Source organism: Sutterella seckii, from assembly GCF_009183815.1.
Taxonomy (GTDB): Bacteria; Pseudomonadota; Gammaproteobacteria; order Burkholderiales; family Burkholderiaceae_F; genus Sutterella; species Sutterella seckii.
In genome coordinates this window covers 89,526-103,959 of sequence record NZ_WEHX01000002.1, presented here as the reverse complement: position 1 = coordinate 103,959, position 14,434 = coordinate 89,526, and the positions used below count along the sequence as shown (strand labels likewise).

The following is a 14,434-nucleotide window of genomic DNA, read 5'->3' as shown; positions in this document are numbered from 1 at the left end:
GCCCGGACGCTCCGCGATGGAGGCCCGGGCTTTTTTTCGGCCTGCGGTCAATCAGTTTTTTGCACTGACGGCTTTCTTCCTCTTCCTCGCAAACCAGGTAAAGAAGACCGGCACGAAGATGGTTGAAATGAAGGTTGCGGCAAGCATGCCGCCGCAGACGCCCGTGCCCATGGAGTGACGCGCGGCCGCGCCCGCTCCCGTGGCGGTGACCATCGGCAGGACGCCCAGGATGAAGGCAAGCGAGGTCATCAGGATGGGGCGCAGACGAAGGCCTGCGGCTTCAATCGCCGCCTCAAAGGGGCCCTTCCCTTCCTCTTCCATTTTCTGAGCCGCAAATTCGACGATCAGAATGGCGTTCTTTGCCGTAAGGCCGATGAGAACAAGAAGACCAATCTGGAAATAGATGTCGTTCGCCGTGCCTCTCAGCCAGATGGCCGTCATGGCCCCGAGGAACGCATAGGGAACCGCGAGCACCACGGCAATCGGGAGCGACCACCTTTCGTAGAGCGCCGCAAGAATGAGGAACATCACAAGAAGCCCGAAGCCGAAGGCCGTCGCGGAAGAAGCGCCGATGCGCTTTTCGTGGAAGGCCTGTCCGGTCCATTCGACCTGGTACCCCGGGGGAAGGTATTCGCGGGCAGTTTCCTCAACAATCCGGATAGCGTCGCCTGAACTCAGGCCCTGCACGGCAGCCCCCATAATCGGGGCGCCGAGGTAGCCGTTCATGCGGGCGAGCGATTCCGCCGCAGAAACGCGCTCGAGCGAGATCATGGTCGAGATCGGCACCATTTTCCCGGAAGAGGAGCGAACGCTTGCGCGGCCGATGTCGGAAGGAAGCGACCGGAATTTGGCATCTGCCTGCATGACCACGCGGTATGTTTTGCCGTTTCGCGTGAAGTCGTTGATGTAGTCCGAGGCAAGAAGCGCCGAAATCGTGTTGTAGACGTCGTCGACGTCAACGCCGAGCGCATAGGCGCGGTCGCGGTCGACATGGAGCATGAGCTGCGGGCTGTCGGCAACGAGGGAGCTTCTGAGGCCGGTCAGTTCCGGGCGCTTGGAGAGCTCTTCGATGAAGCCGTCCGTAACTTCCTGAAGGAGGAGCGGATTGTCTGAACCATGGGCCGTCACGTAGCCCGAGAAGCCGTTCGAGGAACCCAGTCCGGGAATCGCCGCCGGGAGCACCGCCACGCCGCGGGCATCGGGGCTTTCGCGGAGCCACTTGGAGAGCTCCTGCTGGTAGTCGTCCGCCGTCATCGTCCGTTCGCTCCAGTTCTTGAGCTGGAGAATGAAGGTCGCGGCATTCGCGCGGATGTCGCTGCCGAGGGTGTCAAAGCCCATCATCGTGACGACGTTGCTTACGCCGGGAAGCTTCTGAATCTTCGCAAGAAACCCTTCCGCAACCTCCTCGGTCCGCGGGAAGGCTGAACCCTCAGGCAGCTGAATCGCCATGCGCACGATGCCCTGGTCTTCGCGCGGCACGAACGATGTCGGCGTGCGTTCGAGAAGCTGCCAGGCGCCTAGGCAGGTGAGGACGAGAAGAATGGCGGAAAGAATGCGGTGCTTGAGGGCGAGGCGGACAAGCTGCAGAAAGCGAACGGTGAAGCGCGCGAGTCCTTTATTGAACCAGACGAAGAAGGCAAGCGGCTTCTCGTTCGTGTCCTTAAGAAGAATGGCGCAGAGCGCAGGCGTGAGAGTCAGCGCGACGAAGCCCGAAATCACGACGGAAACGGAAACCGTCACCGCGAACTGTCGATAGAGTTCGCCGGCAATGCCGCCCAGGAACGCCACCGGGATGAAGACCGCGGACAGAACGAGCACGATGGCGACGAGCGCGCCTGAAACCTCCTGCATCGCCTTGATGGAGGCGTCGAAGGGCGAAAGCTTTTCAGTACGCATCAGGCGTTCGACGTTCTCGAGCACCACGATGGCGTCGTCGACCACAATGCCGATGGAGAGCGTCATCGCAAAGAGCGTGAGCGTATTGAGCGAAAAGCCGAAGAGCCAGAGGCCTGCCATGGTGCCGATGAGCGACACTGGAACGGCGAGCATGGGGATGAGCGTGGCGCGCCAGCTCTGAAGGAAGAGGAAGACCACGACGAGAACGAGAAGGCCGGCCTCGGCGAGCGTGTGGTAGACCTCATTGAGGGAGGCGCCGACGAAGACGGTGGTGTCGTTCGTGATGACGTAGGCGAGCTTGCCCTGCGGGAACTCCTGCGCGAGTTCGGTGATCCGCGCCTTGACTTCAGCGGCTGCCGACATGGCGTTGGCGCCCGTCTGCAGGTAGACGCCGACATTGACGCCGGGCTGACCGTTCATGTCGACGCGGAATTCATAGCTTCGCTTGCCGGTTTCGGTGGTGGCGATGTCTCTCAGGCGCACGAGCCCGTGAGCGGAATCGCTCTTAATGACGATTTCGCCGAATTCCTCAGGCGTGAGAAGCTGCCCCGGCGTCGAAATCTTGTAGTAGAGCTGCTGATCAGGCAGCGTCGGCGACGTGCCGATTCGGCCGACGGCGCGCTGGGCGTTCTGCGCGGAAACCGCGTCGTCGACATCCTTCGTCGTGACGCCGAGCTCAGTCATGCGTTCCGGATCAAGCCAGATGCGCATGGCGGACTGGACGTTGCCGAAGACGTTCACGTCGCCGATGCCCGGCAGGCGCTTGAGTTCATCGACGATGTTGAGGGTCGCATAGTCCGCCATTTCCGACGCCGACATGGACTTGTCGGGCGAATAGAGCGCCATCATGAGGAGCTCGTCGTTGGAGCGCTTTCGAACTGAAACGCCCTGGTCGCGCACGCTCGAGGGCAGACGCCTTTCAGCCGTTCGGACGCGGTTGTTGATTTCAAGCATCGCGTCGTTGGGGTCGGTGCCGACCTCAAAGACGCACATGATCGACATGTCGCCGTTTGAGCGGATGCTTGTCGTGTAGTAGAGAAGCCCCTCGATGCCGGAAAGCTGATCCTCAATCGGGGCGGCTACGGTACGGGCGATCGTTTCCGCATCGGCGCCGTCGTAGGTTGCCGAAATGCGAACCGAGGGCGGCGTGATGTTGGGATACTGCGAAAGCGGAAGAACTCTTAATGCAACAAGGCCCGCGAGGACGATGAAGAGCGAGAGGACTGTGGCGAAGATCGGGCGCCGGATGCAGAACTGACTGAGCATGTGAGCGCCTTAATTCTTAGCATTCTCGGGCTGAGCGGCCGGAGCCCTCTCGGTCACGGGGGTGCCGTTCTGGAGCTTGATGAGCTGATCGGTAATTACCTTTTCGCCGTCAGCGAGCCCCTTGCGGATGATCCAGTCCTTTCCTTCCCAGAGGCCTACCTCAACCGCCGTCTGAACGGCCTTGCCGTCCTTCAGGACGAAGAGCGCATATGTGCCGTCAGGAAGCTGCTTGACGGCGCGCTGAGGCACGCGATACGCATTGCGGTCGATCGTTGTCTGATAGCGGATGCGGACGAATTCGCCGGGCAGAATCCCGGCGTCAGAAGGCACCCTGACGCGCAGCGTGCGGGTGCCGGTATCGGCGCCGTAGGTCTGCGCGATGTAGTCGAGCGTGGCGGGAATTTCCTTCCCGTCCGTGCGGAAGACCCTCACGCGCGTTTCATTCGTGATGTCGGCGCCCGCGAGATCGCGGTCCGACGGTGCAAAGAGAACGCGGATGTCGTCCTTCTGCGTGATGGAGGCGAGTACGGAGCTGTCCTTGATGACGACGGCGCCGGGGTTGAAGAGCGCCTTCGAGACGTAGCCCTGGACTGGAGCGCGCACCTCGGTCCAGGAGAGGCTGATGCGGGCGTCTTCCTCATTGGCCTTCGCCTGCGCAAGCGCGGCCTGCTTCTGACTCCTCAGACTCTTGGCATCGTCAAAGTCCTTCTGGCTTCCCGCACCGCTTTTGAGAAGTTCCGCATTGCGGCGGTATTCGCGATCGGCCTGCTTCAGTTCGTCCTCGAGCTGCCGCCGCGAGGCTTCTGCGGAAGCGAGCTGCGCGCTGAGGCTTGACGGATCAATCTCGAAGAGAACCTGTCCGGCTTTGACGAAGTCGCCTTCCTTATAGTTCACCCGGAGAATCCGGCCGCCCGCCTGTGGCGTCACATTGATTGCGGCGCCGGCCTCTGCCTGGCCGATGGTTTCAAGCCAGTGCACCTCATCTTTCGATTGAACCGTAACGGTGGTTACGGGGAGCGGCTGCCTGGGGGCCGCGGCTTTCTTCGCCTCTCCGCAGCCGGAGAGCGTCAGGACGGCAGCAAGCAGGAGGGCGCAGCAGGAGAGAGTTCGTTGCATGGCAGAGGGAGTAATAGGGTACCGGAGGGAGCGCGCAGATCAGAAGAAAAGAATGCGCGCCTGCCGAATTTTGAATGCTAAGCGCAGAGACTTAGCGCTTGCATGGATCTTCTCAACTCCTCTGAAACAGCGGGTTCCGTGAAAACTCGTATTTTTTTGGAGGTACTACTGAGAGCAGGGAAGCGGGGCTCTCCGAACGGCGTTTTGTAAAGAGGAATGAGGCGGAAAAAGAGGCCTCTGAAACAATTCCGGACGAGGCTTTGATTCGCCGAAGCCTTACTGGGAGCGGGCGGCTGAGATTGATGCTGATTGGCGGGGGATGAAGCAGAGTGAAATGTAAACCCTTATCCGCCTATTTGTAAATTTTTGTACTTAGTCAAAAGTAGAGCAGTTTTCTACCCCTTTTTTGAGATTCGGGGCCGATAATGCCCTCGTCCTCACTCTAAAGAGAGAAAAGACATGCTCGGATATGACTTTTGGCTACAGCTGATCATAGTTTTGATCTGCTTGTTCTACGGCGCCCGAAAGGGAGGTATGGCCCTCGGCCTCATCGGCGGTATCGGCCTGATGGTGCTGATTTTCGGCTTCCATATTCCTATGGGCAAGCCGCCGGTCGACGTGATTCTTACGATTCTGGCCGTGGTCTGCGGCTCCGCCAGCCTTCAGGCTGCCGGCGGCCTTGACTGCCTCCTTCAGATCGCTGAACGCGTTCTGCGCCGTCACCCCCGCGCTGTCGTGTACGTCGCTCCGTACCTCTGCTGGTTCCTGACGATCCTCTGCGGTACCGGTCACGTCGTTTACACGATGCTCCCGATTATTTACGACGTTGCCATTAAGAACAACATTCGTCCGGAACGCCCGATGGCTGCTTCGACGATTGCTGCTCAGATGGGCGTGATCTGCTCGCCGGCCGCTGTGGCTGCGGTCTCGATGATCGCTCTGCTCGACGGCTATGAAGTCGGCGGCAAGCCCTTCGGCTTCGTTCAGCTCTTCTCGATCGTGATCCCGGCCGCCATCGTCGGCCTCTTCGCTGAAGCGACCTATTCGTCCTTCCGCGGCAAGGACCTCGACAAGGATGAAGCTTTCCAGAAGCTCATTTCCGATCCGGAACAGAAGAAGTACGTCTACGGCGAAAACACGACCCTCGTCGGCAAGGTTTTCCCGAAGACTGCCTGGGCTTCCCTCTGGATCTTCCTCCTCACGATCGCTTTCGTTGCTCTCCTCGGTTCTGAGCCCAGCCTCCGTCCGATGGTCGGCAAGAAGGCCCTCGGCATGACCCAGCTGATTCAGATATGCATGCTGACCGCCGGCGCTCTGATGGTCATGTTCTGCGGCGTCCGCGCCTCCATGATCTCGAAGGGTTCGGTGTTCCATGCCGGCTGCGTCGCGATCGTTGCTGTGTACGGCGTTGCCTGGATGGCCGATACGATGTTCATGGCTCACCTTGCTGACCTTAAGGTGATCCTGGTTGACTGGGTTAAGGAAGCTCCGTGGACCTACGCTCTCGTGCTTCTCCTCGTGTCGAAGCTCGTGAACTCTCAGGCTGCTGCTGTTGCGACGATCGTGCCGGTCGCCCTTCAGGTTGGTACGCCTCCGGGACTCGTGGTTGCCTTCTCGTCCGCCTGCTACGGCTACTACATCCTGCCGACCTATCCGTCCGACCTGGCTGCTCTCCAGTTTGACCGCTCGGGTACCACCCACATCGGCCGCTTCGTGATCAACCACTCCTTCATCCTCCCGGGCCTGATCGGCGTTCTCACCGCCACGGGCATGGGCTGGGTGCTCGGCAAGCTCTACGGCTACATCTAAAGACACATAACTACTGTGAGGACGCTTTGATGCAAGCCGACTGATCCGGGAGCTTTTCCCGGATCGGTACTGAAGCAATAAAACGGGGATCCTTCTTTAGGGAAGGGTCCCCGTTCGCTGTTTGGGGAATGCCGTTCTCCAAAGACGGCGCAGAAAAATGCCCGGGCGTCTGACGACAGACGCCCGGGCATTTGGATTTGCAAATCACCCCTGGGTGACGCTACATGCGGCGGAAGGTTTTAGGCGAACCGCTGAGCCCGATCTTTGCGAGCTTCTCTTCCGGAATGCGATAGTCGCGTTCAGACGCCCAGACGGCCGCTTCAACGCGGGAGCGGAAGTGAAGCTTCTTGAGGAGATGCTTTACATGCACCTTGACCGTGCCGTCCGTGATTTCGAGGTACTGAGCGATCTCGCGGTTGGAGAGACCCGAGGCGACGCAGCAGAGCACTTCAAATTCGCGCTTGGTAAGAAGCTGCGTGACGTTCGTTTCCGACTCCTCAATCGTGCCGGAACGAAGGTGCTCGGCAAGGGCTGAGGTGATTTTTTCCGAAGCCGCCATGCCGCCCTGGGCAACAATTTTCATCTGATCGACAAACTCGTCGATCGGGATGTTGCGCAGGAGGTAGCCGTTGGCATCGAGGCGAATGGCCTGCATGAGGTTGGAGGAGCTGTTGGGCGAGCTCATCAGCATGACGGCGCGGCAGGATGGCTGCCGGTACTTGATGAGGCGCAGCAGATTGAGGGGCTGAAAGCCCTTTGCGTCAAGGTCGATGATGACGATGTCGGGCTTGAGGCCGATGAGCGAGAGCGCCGTCTTCTCATCCCCGGTGAGACCGAGAATCTGGAAGTTGGCATTGGTGGTGAGCGCATCAGCAATGCCCTTGCGGAAGAGCGGATAGTCGTCCACGACAACTACGCTGGGTTTCCGATGTTCCATGGTTAGAGTCCTTGTCCGGACGCAGCTCTTGAGATAAAGCTGCATCTGGGCGTCCAAATGAATCAGGCGGCGTCGAAGTCCATTACGGTGTGCCAGAGAAGATCCACGCCTTTCATGAAGTCGGAAAGCTCCATAGCTTCATGGGGATTGTGCGAGCCGTTCTGATTGGCAACGAAGATCATGGCGACCGGAATGCCGCAGTTGCCGAGCATGGCCGAGTCGTGGCCGGCGCCGTAAAGAGCGGTGCATCAAATTCGAACCGGACGCCGCGTTCGGCTGCGAGCTTCCGGGCTTCAGCAACGAGGTCGTCGTGGAAGGCTCGGCACGTAGCTTCCGAGAGGCTTCTCATGTCGATCGTGAAGGTGACGAGACCCGGGATGACGGAAATCGCAGCGGTCGGCGCCGTCTTGATGACGCCAACGGTGAAGACGAGATCCTCGCCGTGCTTCAGATATTCGTCCCACTTGTCGTCCATGCGGGAAATGAGGCGCGCCGCAGCCATGACCGCATCGTGGCGGTACTGCTTGTCGACGGCGCCCGAATGCGCCGTTTCGCCGACAACCTTTACTTCCTTATGACGAATGTTGCCGCGGATGCCGGTAACGATGCCCGTGCGGGCATCCTTCTGACTCGTGAGAGTCGGTCCCTGCTCGATATGGAGTTCGAAGAAGGCGGCGATCCGGCTCGTGTCGATGACGGGCTTTCCCGTTGTGAGCGCCTTCGGGTCGAGCCCGCAGGAGGCGATGCATTCGCCGAGCGTTTCGCCCGACGTGCGGTGCTTGAGCGCAAGGTCGGATTCCTTGAGGCGTCCCATCATGCCGAGAGAGCCGACATAGGCCTTCCCGAAGAAGGAGCTTTCCTCGCAGCGCATCATCAGAACGCGGTAGTCGCGAAGCGGCGTGACGCCCTCGCGGCGCATGCGGCGCGCAACGGTTAGCGCCGCCACGATGCCGGCGAGCCCGTCATAGTTCCCGCCCTGGGGAACGGAGTCGGCATGACTGCCCGAGACCACGGCCGGAAGCGTGCGGTCGCGGCCGGGGAGCGTCATCCAGACGTTGCCAGCAGCATCCTTGGAAATTTCAAGATTAAGTTCGCGTCCGATGCCTTCGAGATAATCGAGCACCTGGGTTTCAAGAGGTCCGTAACCCTGGCGGGTCACGCCTTCATGATCCTTGCTCATGCTGCGGACATGATCAAAGATCGCAGCGCAGAAATCAGCGTCGCTCAATTGAGAGAACTGCGTCATATTGATATTTCTGGAGAAATTAAGGGATATAAACCGATACTTCGATGTCCGGTTTAGTTCTGCCAAAAATACTACCAATTAAATACCTCAATAGAAGGTATTCCGTGCAAAGCCGCTCTGAAAAATTGATCCGCGGTAAAGGATGCATTGTGGCTTTGGATGCCTGAATACTTTGTTTCTCAGGAATTTTGGCGTGCTATTCCCGGAAAGAAGCAAAGTTGCCGGAGGTAGAGCATTTAGATGCGTTCTACCAAGAAATGAGGAATTAATGACAGTGGTTCGCTCCTAACCCCCGGGAGGCCGGAACTTCACTGTCGATCGTGAGCGCGGCGGACTCCGGGAGATTCCGACAGGCTCGCTCAAGGCCCTGACGCATATCTCTCGGTGAAAACTCGGGTATGAAGCATTCGGATGCTCTAAAATACGCCTCTCTCCGGATTTGACGCTCGTTTTGTCTGCTCGTCCGGAAGTCCAAGTTTTGCGCCGTCCGGGCTTTCCCCGAAAGCAATGCCAGCGGGCGGCAAGGCCTCTCCTCGCGCGACCGCAGCCGAGGCCCAGCGCTCTACCCATTCCCTGTAAAGAGGTTGATACAAAATGTCGGGTCATTCCAAGTGGGCCAATATTCAGCACCGCAAAGGCCGTCAGGACGCCAAGCGCTCCAATCTTTGGACGAAGCTCGTCCGCGAAATCATCGTTGCTGCCCGCATGGGCGGCGGCGAACCGGAGTCGAACTCCCGTCTGCGTCTTGCGCTCATCAAGGCGCGCGCGGGCAATGTGCCTAAGGACACGATCCAGAACGCCATTCTGAAGGGCACGGGCCAGCTCGAAGGCGTCTCCTACGAAGACGTCCGCTACGAAGGCTACGGCGTCGGCGGCGCTGCGCTCATCATTGACTGCACGACCGACAACCGCGTCCGTACCGTTGCTGATGTCCGTCACATCCTTTCGAAGAACGGCGGCAATCTCGGCACCGAAGGTTCGGTTTCCTTCCAGTTCAAGCATGTGGGCGACTTCTTCTTCGCCCCGGGCTCCGTGACCGAAGATCAGGCGATGGAAGTCGCCCTTGAGGCCGGCGCCGACGACGTCCTCACGGATCCGGATGACGGCTCGATCGAAGTCACCTGCGCTCCGGAACAGTTTGATGCCGTGCAGAAGGCCTTTGAAGCGGCCGGCATGCAGCCTGAAGTCGCTGAAATTACCTGGAAGCCCCTCAACGAAACGCACCTCGAAGGCGAGGAAGCTGCCCGCATGCAGCGTCTGATCGACGCCCTCGAAGAGCTCGACGACGTTCAGCAGGTCTACACCTCGGCTGATTTCGAGCTCCCTGAGGAAGCGTAATGCCCGCCTGGGGACGGAAAACTCCCGGGATCGTCATTTCCCGGAAGACTTTCTGAACGCCTTTAAAAAGGCCGGAATAAAATTAAGCATTCCGGCCTTTTTCCAATAAAAAGATAGTCCCGTCCCGGTGCTTTGAGCCCGGATAACGGGGAAAATATCCTCTGAGGCCGGCGTTTTTCTTTGCCGGTTCTTCCCAATTGAAATTCTGGAGAATTTTGCAATGAAGCTTCTCGTCATCGGCAGCGGCGGCCGCGAACATGCTCTGGCCTGGCGTCTTTCTCAGGGCGCCGGCGTGGAAAAGGTTTTTGTGGCGCCCGGCAACGCAGGCACTGCACTTACCGACAAGCTCGAAAACGTTGCCCTTTCCGGCAACGAGGAACTCATTGAATTCGTGAAGAAGGAAGGCGTTGCCTTTACGGTTGTCGGCCCCGAGGCGCCTCTTGCCGCCGGCGTCGTCGACGCCTTCCGCGCTGCCGGTCTGGGCATTTTCGGACCGGAAAAAGCGGCCGCGCAGCTCGAAAGCTCGAAGGATTTTGCCAAGGCCTTCATGAAGCGCCACGGCATTCCGACTGCGGACTATGAGACCTTCACGGACCCGAAGGCGGCCCGCGCTTATGTGGAAAAGAAGGGCGCTCCGATCGTCATCAAGGCCGACGGCCTTGCTGCCGGCAAGGGCGTCGTCGTCGCCATGACGCTCGACGAAGCCTACGCAGCGATCGATTCCATGCTTGAAGGTCATGCGTTCGGTTCTGCCGGCGCGCGCGTCGTCATTGAGGACTTCCTCGACGGCGAGGAAGCTTCCTTCATCGTCATGGTGGACGGCGAACACATCCTCCCTCTCGCGACGAGCCAGGACCACAAGCGCCTTCTCGACGCCGACCAGGGTCCCAACACCGGCGGCATGGGCGCCTATTCTCCGGCTCCCGTCGTGACGCCCGACATTCATGATCAGGTGATGCGCGAGATCATCCGCCCGACGGTGGAAGGCATGGCGAAGGAAGGCGTGCGCTACACGGGCTTCCTTTATGCCGGCCTCATGATCAAGCGCCGCGCGGACGGCACGGCTGACGTGCGCACGCTCGAATTCAACTGCCGCATGGGCGATCCGGAAACGCAGCCCATCATGATGCGCATCAAGAGCGACTTCGCAAAGGTGGTTGAAGCCGCCATTGCCGGCAAGCTCAATGAAGCCTCCATCGAATGGGATCCGAGAAGCGCGCTCGGCGTGGTGATCGCCGCCCGCGGCTATCCGCAGCATCCGGAAAAAGGTGCGGTTATCGATCGTCTTCCGGAAAATGGTCCCGATGCCCGCGTCTTCCACGCCGGCACGAAGACGGACGCTGAAGGGCGCACGATCGTTTCCGGCGGCCGCGTTCTTTGCGCCGTCGGCCTCGGCTCTCCCCTTGCCGAAGCGCAGAAGACGGCCTACGAGCTCGCCCGCGGCGTGCACTTCGACGGCATGCAGATGCGCTCCGACATCGGCTGGCGCGCGATCGGCCGCTAACCGTTAACAACTCCATACGCCTCAGAGCGGGCGGGAAATGATATGGTAGGTGTCTCTCATGCCTGCTTTCTGAGAAATGATCAAGCCATTCTTCACGTCCGCTCTTATTGCTGCGTTTTTTGCTGCGGCCCCCGCCGGAGCTGAAGTAGCGTCGCCCTTCGGCTATCCGTCGACCACGCTCGATGCGCCGGCAACGCTCACGGAACCCGTCGGCGAATTCGTGCAGTTCGGCCGGGAGCCCTTCTTTCTGGGAAGCACCGGCCTCAGGGAGGTGGCAGAGCGCTTCCGCGCGGCAAGACTGCGCGAAGGCGCGGGCTATTTTGAGCGCGACTTTGCATGCTTTACCGGCACCGAAGGCGGCCGGCCGATGATCGTCTGGCTGATCGCGACGGCGTCGAGCGAGATCACCGAGGCTCAGATTGAATGGGTAAAGGATGAGCGTGAAGTGCCGCGCACCTGCGGCAGGCTTGAAGCCCGCAATCTTCCGGTTCGATTGGGCCTCACCGGGCTCGGCATGACTGAAAAGGAAGTTGCCGAACATATCGGAAAGCCTTCCCATGAAGACGGCTTCGGATGGAAATTCTGGTTCAGCCAGCGCTTCCTCAAGAATGCCCGGGGCCTCGAGGAGCTCGAACTCAACTGGGTCGGACTCAAGTTCAAGGACGGCCGCGTTGATCGCGGTTTTGCCTCGTTCACGCGCAACCCTTAAGGGAGCATTGGATTGTGATACCCCGCGGAATCGGACTTCTCGGCGGCACTTTCGACCCCGTACATGAGGGACATCTCGCTCTGGCGAGAGCGGCAAAGGATGCGCTTCAGCTGGTGCGGGTGGATTTTCTGCCTGCCGGGAATCCCTGGCAGAAGGATCTTGTTTCTCCGGCTGAGGTGCGCCTCGCCATGCTCGAGCTCGCTTTGGATAAAATGGCGGGCTTTCGGATTGAACCGCTCGAACTCATGCGGCTCGGCCCCACCTATACCCGGGTGACGCTGAGGACGCTGAGAAAGCGGCTCGGGCCCTCGATTCCGCTCGTGCTCATTCTTGGCGGCGACCAGTGGAAGAACCTTCACACCTGGAAGAACTGGCAGGAACTGGCTCAATATGCTGATCTCGCAGTGTGCCGCCGGGGAGGCGAGGCGCTTGAGGCTTCTCCTGAGGTCGCTGCATGGGCGAAAGACCGGATGACCCGTGCGGAAGAACTCACCGAAGCGCCGGCCGGCAGAATTGCTTTTTTCGAGATGGCGCCGCATGAGGCGAGCGCAACGGAAATCCGCCGCGTCATCCGTGCTTATCCCTTTGCCGAGGCAATGAAGAAGGTCGACGGGTGGCTGCCGCTTGAGGTCGCCGCCTATATTCGCTCGGCGTCGCTCTACGGCGCCCGCTGAAGAAGTTTTTTACCGGTGCGCCGGTTTCCGGCATGCCGTTTTTTCTTAATTTTTTAAAGCAGAACTTATGGAACTCAACCAGCTTGTCGCCACCGCAATTGAGGCGCTCGAAGACGTCAAAGCGCGCGACATCAAGATTTTTAATACCGAAAAGCTGACCGATCAGTTTGAGCGCGTCATCATTGCGTCCGGCTCCTCGAACCGCCAGACCCGCGCGCTTGCCTATGCGGTCTCCAGCGCCGTGAAGGAAGCGGGCGGCGAAGTCCTCGGCATTGAAGGCGGGGATACCGGCGAATGGGTCCTCGTCGACCTTGGAACGGTGGTTGTTCACGTGCTCCAGCCCAATGTCCGCGACTACTACAACCTCGAGGAAATCTGGGGCGGCAAGGAAGTCTTCCTTGAAGCGCAGAAGTCGGAGTGCGCTCCGCATCTGATGCCGCACCGCGCTGAAAAGCAGGCTTAATACGGCATGCGCGTTCTGATTCTTGCCGTCGGGCAGCATATTTCCGACTGGGCGCAGGATGCTGTGCGCGGCTACCTCGGGCGCTTTCCGCGTACGTGGCGGGTGGAATTGAAGGAAATCCGCACGGAGCCCCGCGCGGGTCAGACGCCCGCAAAGCTCATGCAGCTTGAAGGGGCCCGCATTCTCGAGGCGCTCGAGGAAGACGACTATGTCGTTGTGCTCGACGAACACGGAAAGGACTTCACCACGACGGAGTTCGCGCGGGCGCTCAATGAATGGATGAGCGAATCCTCGCGCGTTGTCTTCGTCATCGGCGGCCCTGACGGACTCGCGCCCGAAGTGAAGGAAAAGGCGAAGCGCCTCATGCGGCTCTCCGCAATGACGATGCCCCATGCGCTCGCCCGGGTATTTCTTGCCGAACAGCTTTACCGCGTCTGGTCGATCGGCGCGGGTCATCCCTACCACCGCGCCTGATTTTTCCGCAAGAGGCGACGCCATGCAGAACTTCATCTACCTTGCAAGCAAGAGCCCGCGCAGGCGGGAGCTTCTCCGGGCCTACGGCTGGGAGCCTCAGGTGCTTTCGGACCCTTCAGAGCCGAGAGGCTGGTTTGCCGGCGATGAGGAAGAGCTCCCCGGGGAAACGCCTGCAGACTACGTGCTTCGAACCGCGGTAACGAAGCTGATGGACGGGATTGCAGCGAGAAATGAGCTGAGTGATCCCCGCATGGATGCTCCGGTGCTCGCGGCTGATACGGTGGTGAGCCTTGACGGAAGGATCCTCGGCAAGCCGCGGGACCGCGAGGAGGCTGCCCGCTTCATGCGGGCGCTTTCCGGACGGACGCATGAAGTGAGAACGGCCGTTGCCGTCGGCCGCTCTCGCGAGGACTACCGGGCGCTGGTGGTGCTTTCAGGCGTCACGATGCGTCCGATGTCGGAAGAGGAAATCGGGCGCTACGTAATGACCGATGAACCCTACGACAAGGCAGGCGGCTACGGCATTCAGGGGCTTGCCGGCCTTTTCGTGCGATCAGTCGCGGGGAGCTACACCGGCATCATGGGGCTCCCCGTTTGCGAGGCGGCGGAACTTCTCGCAAGTTACGGCGTTCCGGCGCCGGCGCTCATTCAGCCGATTCCGACCAGCTCGACGTCGAAATAAAGATCGGCGTTGGGCGGAATAACGCCCGGATAACCCATTTCGCCGTAGGCAAGACGGGCCGGGATGGAAAGGCGGCGCTTGCCGCCTTTTTTGAGGCCGATGAGGCCCTGATCCCAGCCCGGGATCACAAGGCCGATGCCGCAGGTGAAGTCAAGCGGGTCTCTGCCTTCGCTTGAGTCGAAGACCGTGCCGTCCTCGAGGCGGCCCGTGTAGTGCACGCTGACGGGGTCGCCCGCCTTGACTGCGGGACCGGTGCCTGCGACGATGTCTTCGATGATGAGATCCTTGAGAGGCATTTCTGAGGCTCCTTCGCTGAGAAA

14 protein-coding genes are annotated in these 14,434 nt (G+C 60.0%); 8 read left to right on the top strand and 6 right to left on the bottom strand.

What is annotated here, in order from left to right:
• Nucleotides 1-51: 51 nt before the first annotated feature.
• Both GBM95_RS01040 and GBM95_RS01035 read right to left on the bottom strand, forming a co-directional pair.
• The gene (locus GBM95_RS01040) at nucleotides 52-3,162 is read right to left on the bottom strand and encodes an efflux RND transporter permease subunit (RefSeq protein ID WP_152157389.1); all 3,111 of its coding nucleotides are present in this window, start codon (nucleotides 3,160-3,162) and stop codon (nucleotides 52-54) included.
• 9 nt (nucleotides 3,163-3,171) lie between these two features.
• Nucleotides 3,172-4,278, bottom strand: coding sequence for an efflux RND transporter periplasmic adaptor subunit (locus GBM95_RS01035; protein ID WP_152157388.1), 1,107 nt, complete (start codon nucleotides 4,276-4,278; stop codon nucleotides 3,172-3,174).
• A gap of 459 nt (nucleotides 4,279-4,737) precedes the next feature.
• On the opposite strand from GBM95_RS01035, the gene GBM95_RS01030 reads away from it, so the two are divergent.
• Nucleotides 4,738-6,087: an anaerobic C4-dicarboxylate transporter gene (locus tag GBM95_RS01030; protein ID WP_152157387.1), complete on the top strand. Its 1,350-nt coding sequence runs from the start codon at nucleotides 4,738-4,740 to the stop codon at nucleotides 6,085-6,087.
• Between the two features lie 220 nt (nucleotides 6,088-6,307).
• Here GBM95_RS01030 and GBM95_RS01025 read toward each other — a convergent pair whose 3' ends face one another.
• From GBM95_RS01025 to GBM95_RS01020, 3 genes are all read right to left on the bottom strand, one after another.
• Nucleotides 6,308-7,024, bottom strand: coding sequence for a LuxR C-terminal-related transcriptional regulator (locus GBM95_RS01025; protein ID WP_152157386.1), 717 nt, complete (start codon nucleotides 7,022-7,024; stop codon nucleotides 6,308-6,310).
• A 62-nt stretch (nucleotides 7,025-7,086) separates the two neighbouring features.
• On the bottom strand, nucleotides 7,087-7,236 hold the full coding sequence (locus tag GBM95_RS13090; protein WP_319643758.1) for a hypothetical protein: 150 nt from the start codon (nucleotides 7,234-7,236) through the stop codon (nucleotides 7,087-7,089).
• Nucleotides 7,203-8,270 carry a hydantoinase/carbamoylase family amidase gene (locus GBM95_RS01020; RefSeq protein ID WP_319643757.1) on the bottom strand — a complete coding sequence of 356 codons (1,068 nt, stop codon included), beginning with the start codon at nucleotides 8,268-8,270 and terminating at the stop codon, nucleotides 7,203-7,205. Before GBM95_RS01020 ends, GBM95_RS13090 begins: the two co-directional genes overlap by 34 nt.
• A 594-nt stretch (nucleotides 8,271-8,864) precedes the next feature.
• On the opposite strand from GBM95_RS01020, the gene GBM95_RS01015 reads away from it, so the two are divergent.
• From GBM95_RS01015 to GBM95_RS00985, 7 genes are all read left to right on the top strand, one after another.
• Nucleotides 8,865-9,608, top strand: a complete 744-nt coding sequence (locus tag GBM95_RS01015) for a YebC/PmpR family DNA-binding transcriptional regulator (protein ID WP_152157385.1) — start codon at nucleotides 8,865-8,867, stop codon at nucleotides 9,606-9,608.
• A 220-nt stretch (nucleotides 9,609-9,828) separates the two neighbouring features.
• The gene (gene purD, locus GBM95_RS01010) at nucleotides 9,829-11,112 is read left to right on the top strand and encodes a phosphoribosylamine--glycine ligase (protein WP_152157384.1); all 1,284 of its coding nucleotides are present in this window, start codon (nucleotides 9,829-9,831) and stop codon (nucleotides 11,110-11,112) included.
• Between the two features lie 76 nt (nucleotides 11,113-11,188).
• On the top strand, nucleotides 11,189-11,821 hold the full coding sequence (locus GBM95_RS01005; protein WP_152157383.1) for a hypothetical protein: 633 nt from the start codon (nucleotides 11,189-11,191) through the stop codon (nucleotides 11,819-11,821).
• A 14-nt stretch (nucleotides 11,822-11,835) separates the two neighbouring features.
• Nucleotides 11,836-12,495 (top strand): nicotinate (nicotinamide) nucleotide adenylyltransferase, encoded by a 660-nt coding sequence (nadD, locus tag GBM95_RS01000; protein ID WP_152157382.1) that lies wholly within the window; start codon nucleotides 11,836-11,838, stop codon nucleotides 12,493-12,495.
• 67 nt (nucleotides 12,496-12,562) lie between these two features.
• The gene (rsfS, locus tag GBM95_RS00995) at nucleotides 12,563-12,958 is read left to right on the top strand and encodes a ribosome silencing factor (RefSeq protein ID WP_152157381.1); all 396 of its coding nucleotides are present in this window, start codon (nucleotides 12,563-12,565) and stop codon (nucleotides 12,956-12,958) included.
• A gap of 6 nt (nucleotides 12,959-12,964) precedes the next feature.
• Complete coding sequence (rlmH, locus tag GBM95_RS00990) at nucleotides 12,965-13,432, top strand: 23S rRNA (pseudouridine(1915)-N(3))-methyltransferase RlmH (protein WP_152157380.1); 468 nt, start codon at nucleotides 12,965-12,967, stop codon at nucleotides 13,430-13,432.
• Nucleotides 13,433-13,454: 22 nt separating this feature from the next.
• Complete coding sequence (locus tag GBM95_RS00985; RefSeq protein ID WP_152157379.1) at nucleotides 13,455-14,114, top strand: Maf family protein; 660 nt, start codon at nucleotides 13,455-13,457, stop codon at nucleotides 14,112-14,114.
• Here GBM95_RS00985 and GBM95_RS00980 read toward each other — a convergent pair.
• On the bottom strand, nucleotides 14,081-14,410 hold the full coding sequence (locus GBM95_RS00980; RefSeq protein ID WP_152157378.1) for an FKBP-type peptidyl-prolyl cis-trans isomerase: 330 nt from the start codon (nucleotides 14,408-14,410) through the stop codon (nucleotides 14,081-14,083). The two genes, GBM95_RS00985 and GBM95_RS00980, sit on opposite strands and share 34 nt — an antisense overlap.
• Nucleotides 14,411-14,434 lie beyond the last annotated feature (24 nt).

Excerpts from the sequence above, each read along its gene's own strand:
- GBM95_RS01040 (WP_152157389.1), bottom strand. The coding sequence starts at position 3,162 with ATGCTCAGTCAGTTCTGCATCCGGCGCCCGATCTTCGCCACAGTCCTC.
- GBM95_RS01035 (WP_152157388.1), bottom strand. The coding sequence starts at position 4,278 with ATGCAACGAACTCTCTCCTGCTGCGCCCTCCTGCTTGCTGCCGTCCTG.
- GBM95_RS01030 (WP_152157387.1), top strand. The coding sequence starts at position 4,738 with ATGCTCGGATATGACTTTTGGCTACAGCTGATCATAGTTTTGATCTGC.
- GBM95_RS01025 (WP_152157386.1), bottom strand. The coding sequence starts at position 7,024 with ATGGAACATCGGAAACCCAGCGTAGTTGTCGTGGACGACTATCCGCTC.
- GBM95_RS13090 (WP_319643758.1), bottom strand. The coding sequence starts at position 7,236 with ATGCTCGGCAACTGCGGCATTCCGGTCGCCATGATCTTCGTTGCCAAT.
- GBM95_RS01020 (WP_319643757.1), bottom strand. The coding sequence starts at position 8,270 with ATGACGCAGTTCTCTCAATTGAGCGACGCTGATTTCTGCGCTGCGATC.
- GBM95_RS01015 (WP_152157385.1), top strand. The coding sequence starts at position 8,865 with ATGTCGGGTCATTCCAAGTGGGCCAATATTCAGCACCGCAAAGGCCGT.
- purD (WP_152157384.1), top strand. The coding sequence starts at position 9,829 with ATGAAGCTTCTCGTCATCGGCAGCGGCGGCCGCGAACATGCTCTGGCC.
- GBM95_RS01005 (WP_152157383.1), top strand. The coding sequence starts at position 11,189 with ATGATCAAGCCATTCTTCACGTCCGCTCTTATTGCTGCGTTTTTTGCT.
- rsfS (WP_152157381.1), top strand. The coding sequence starts at position 12,563 with ATGGAACTCAACCAGCTTGTCGCCACCGCAATTGAGGCGCTCGAAGAC.
- rlmH (WP_152157380.1), top strand. The coding sequence starts at position 12,965 with ATGCGCGTTCTGATTCTTGCCGTCGGGCAGCATATTTCCGACTGGGCG.
- GBM95_RS00985 (WP_152157379.1), top strand. The coding sequence starts at position 13,455 with ATGCAGAACTTCATCTACCTTGCAAGCAAGAGCCCGCGCAGGCGGGAG.
- GBM95_RS00980 (WP_152157378.1), bottom strand. The coding sequence starts at position 14,410 with ATGCCTCTCAAGGATCTCATCATCGAAGACATCGTCGCAGGCACCGGT.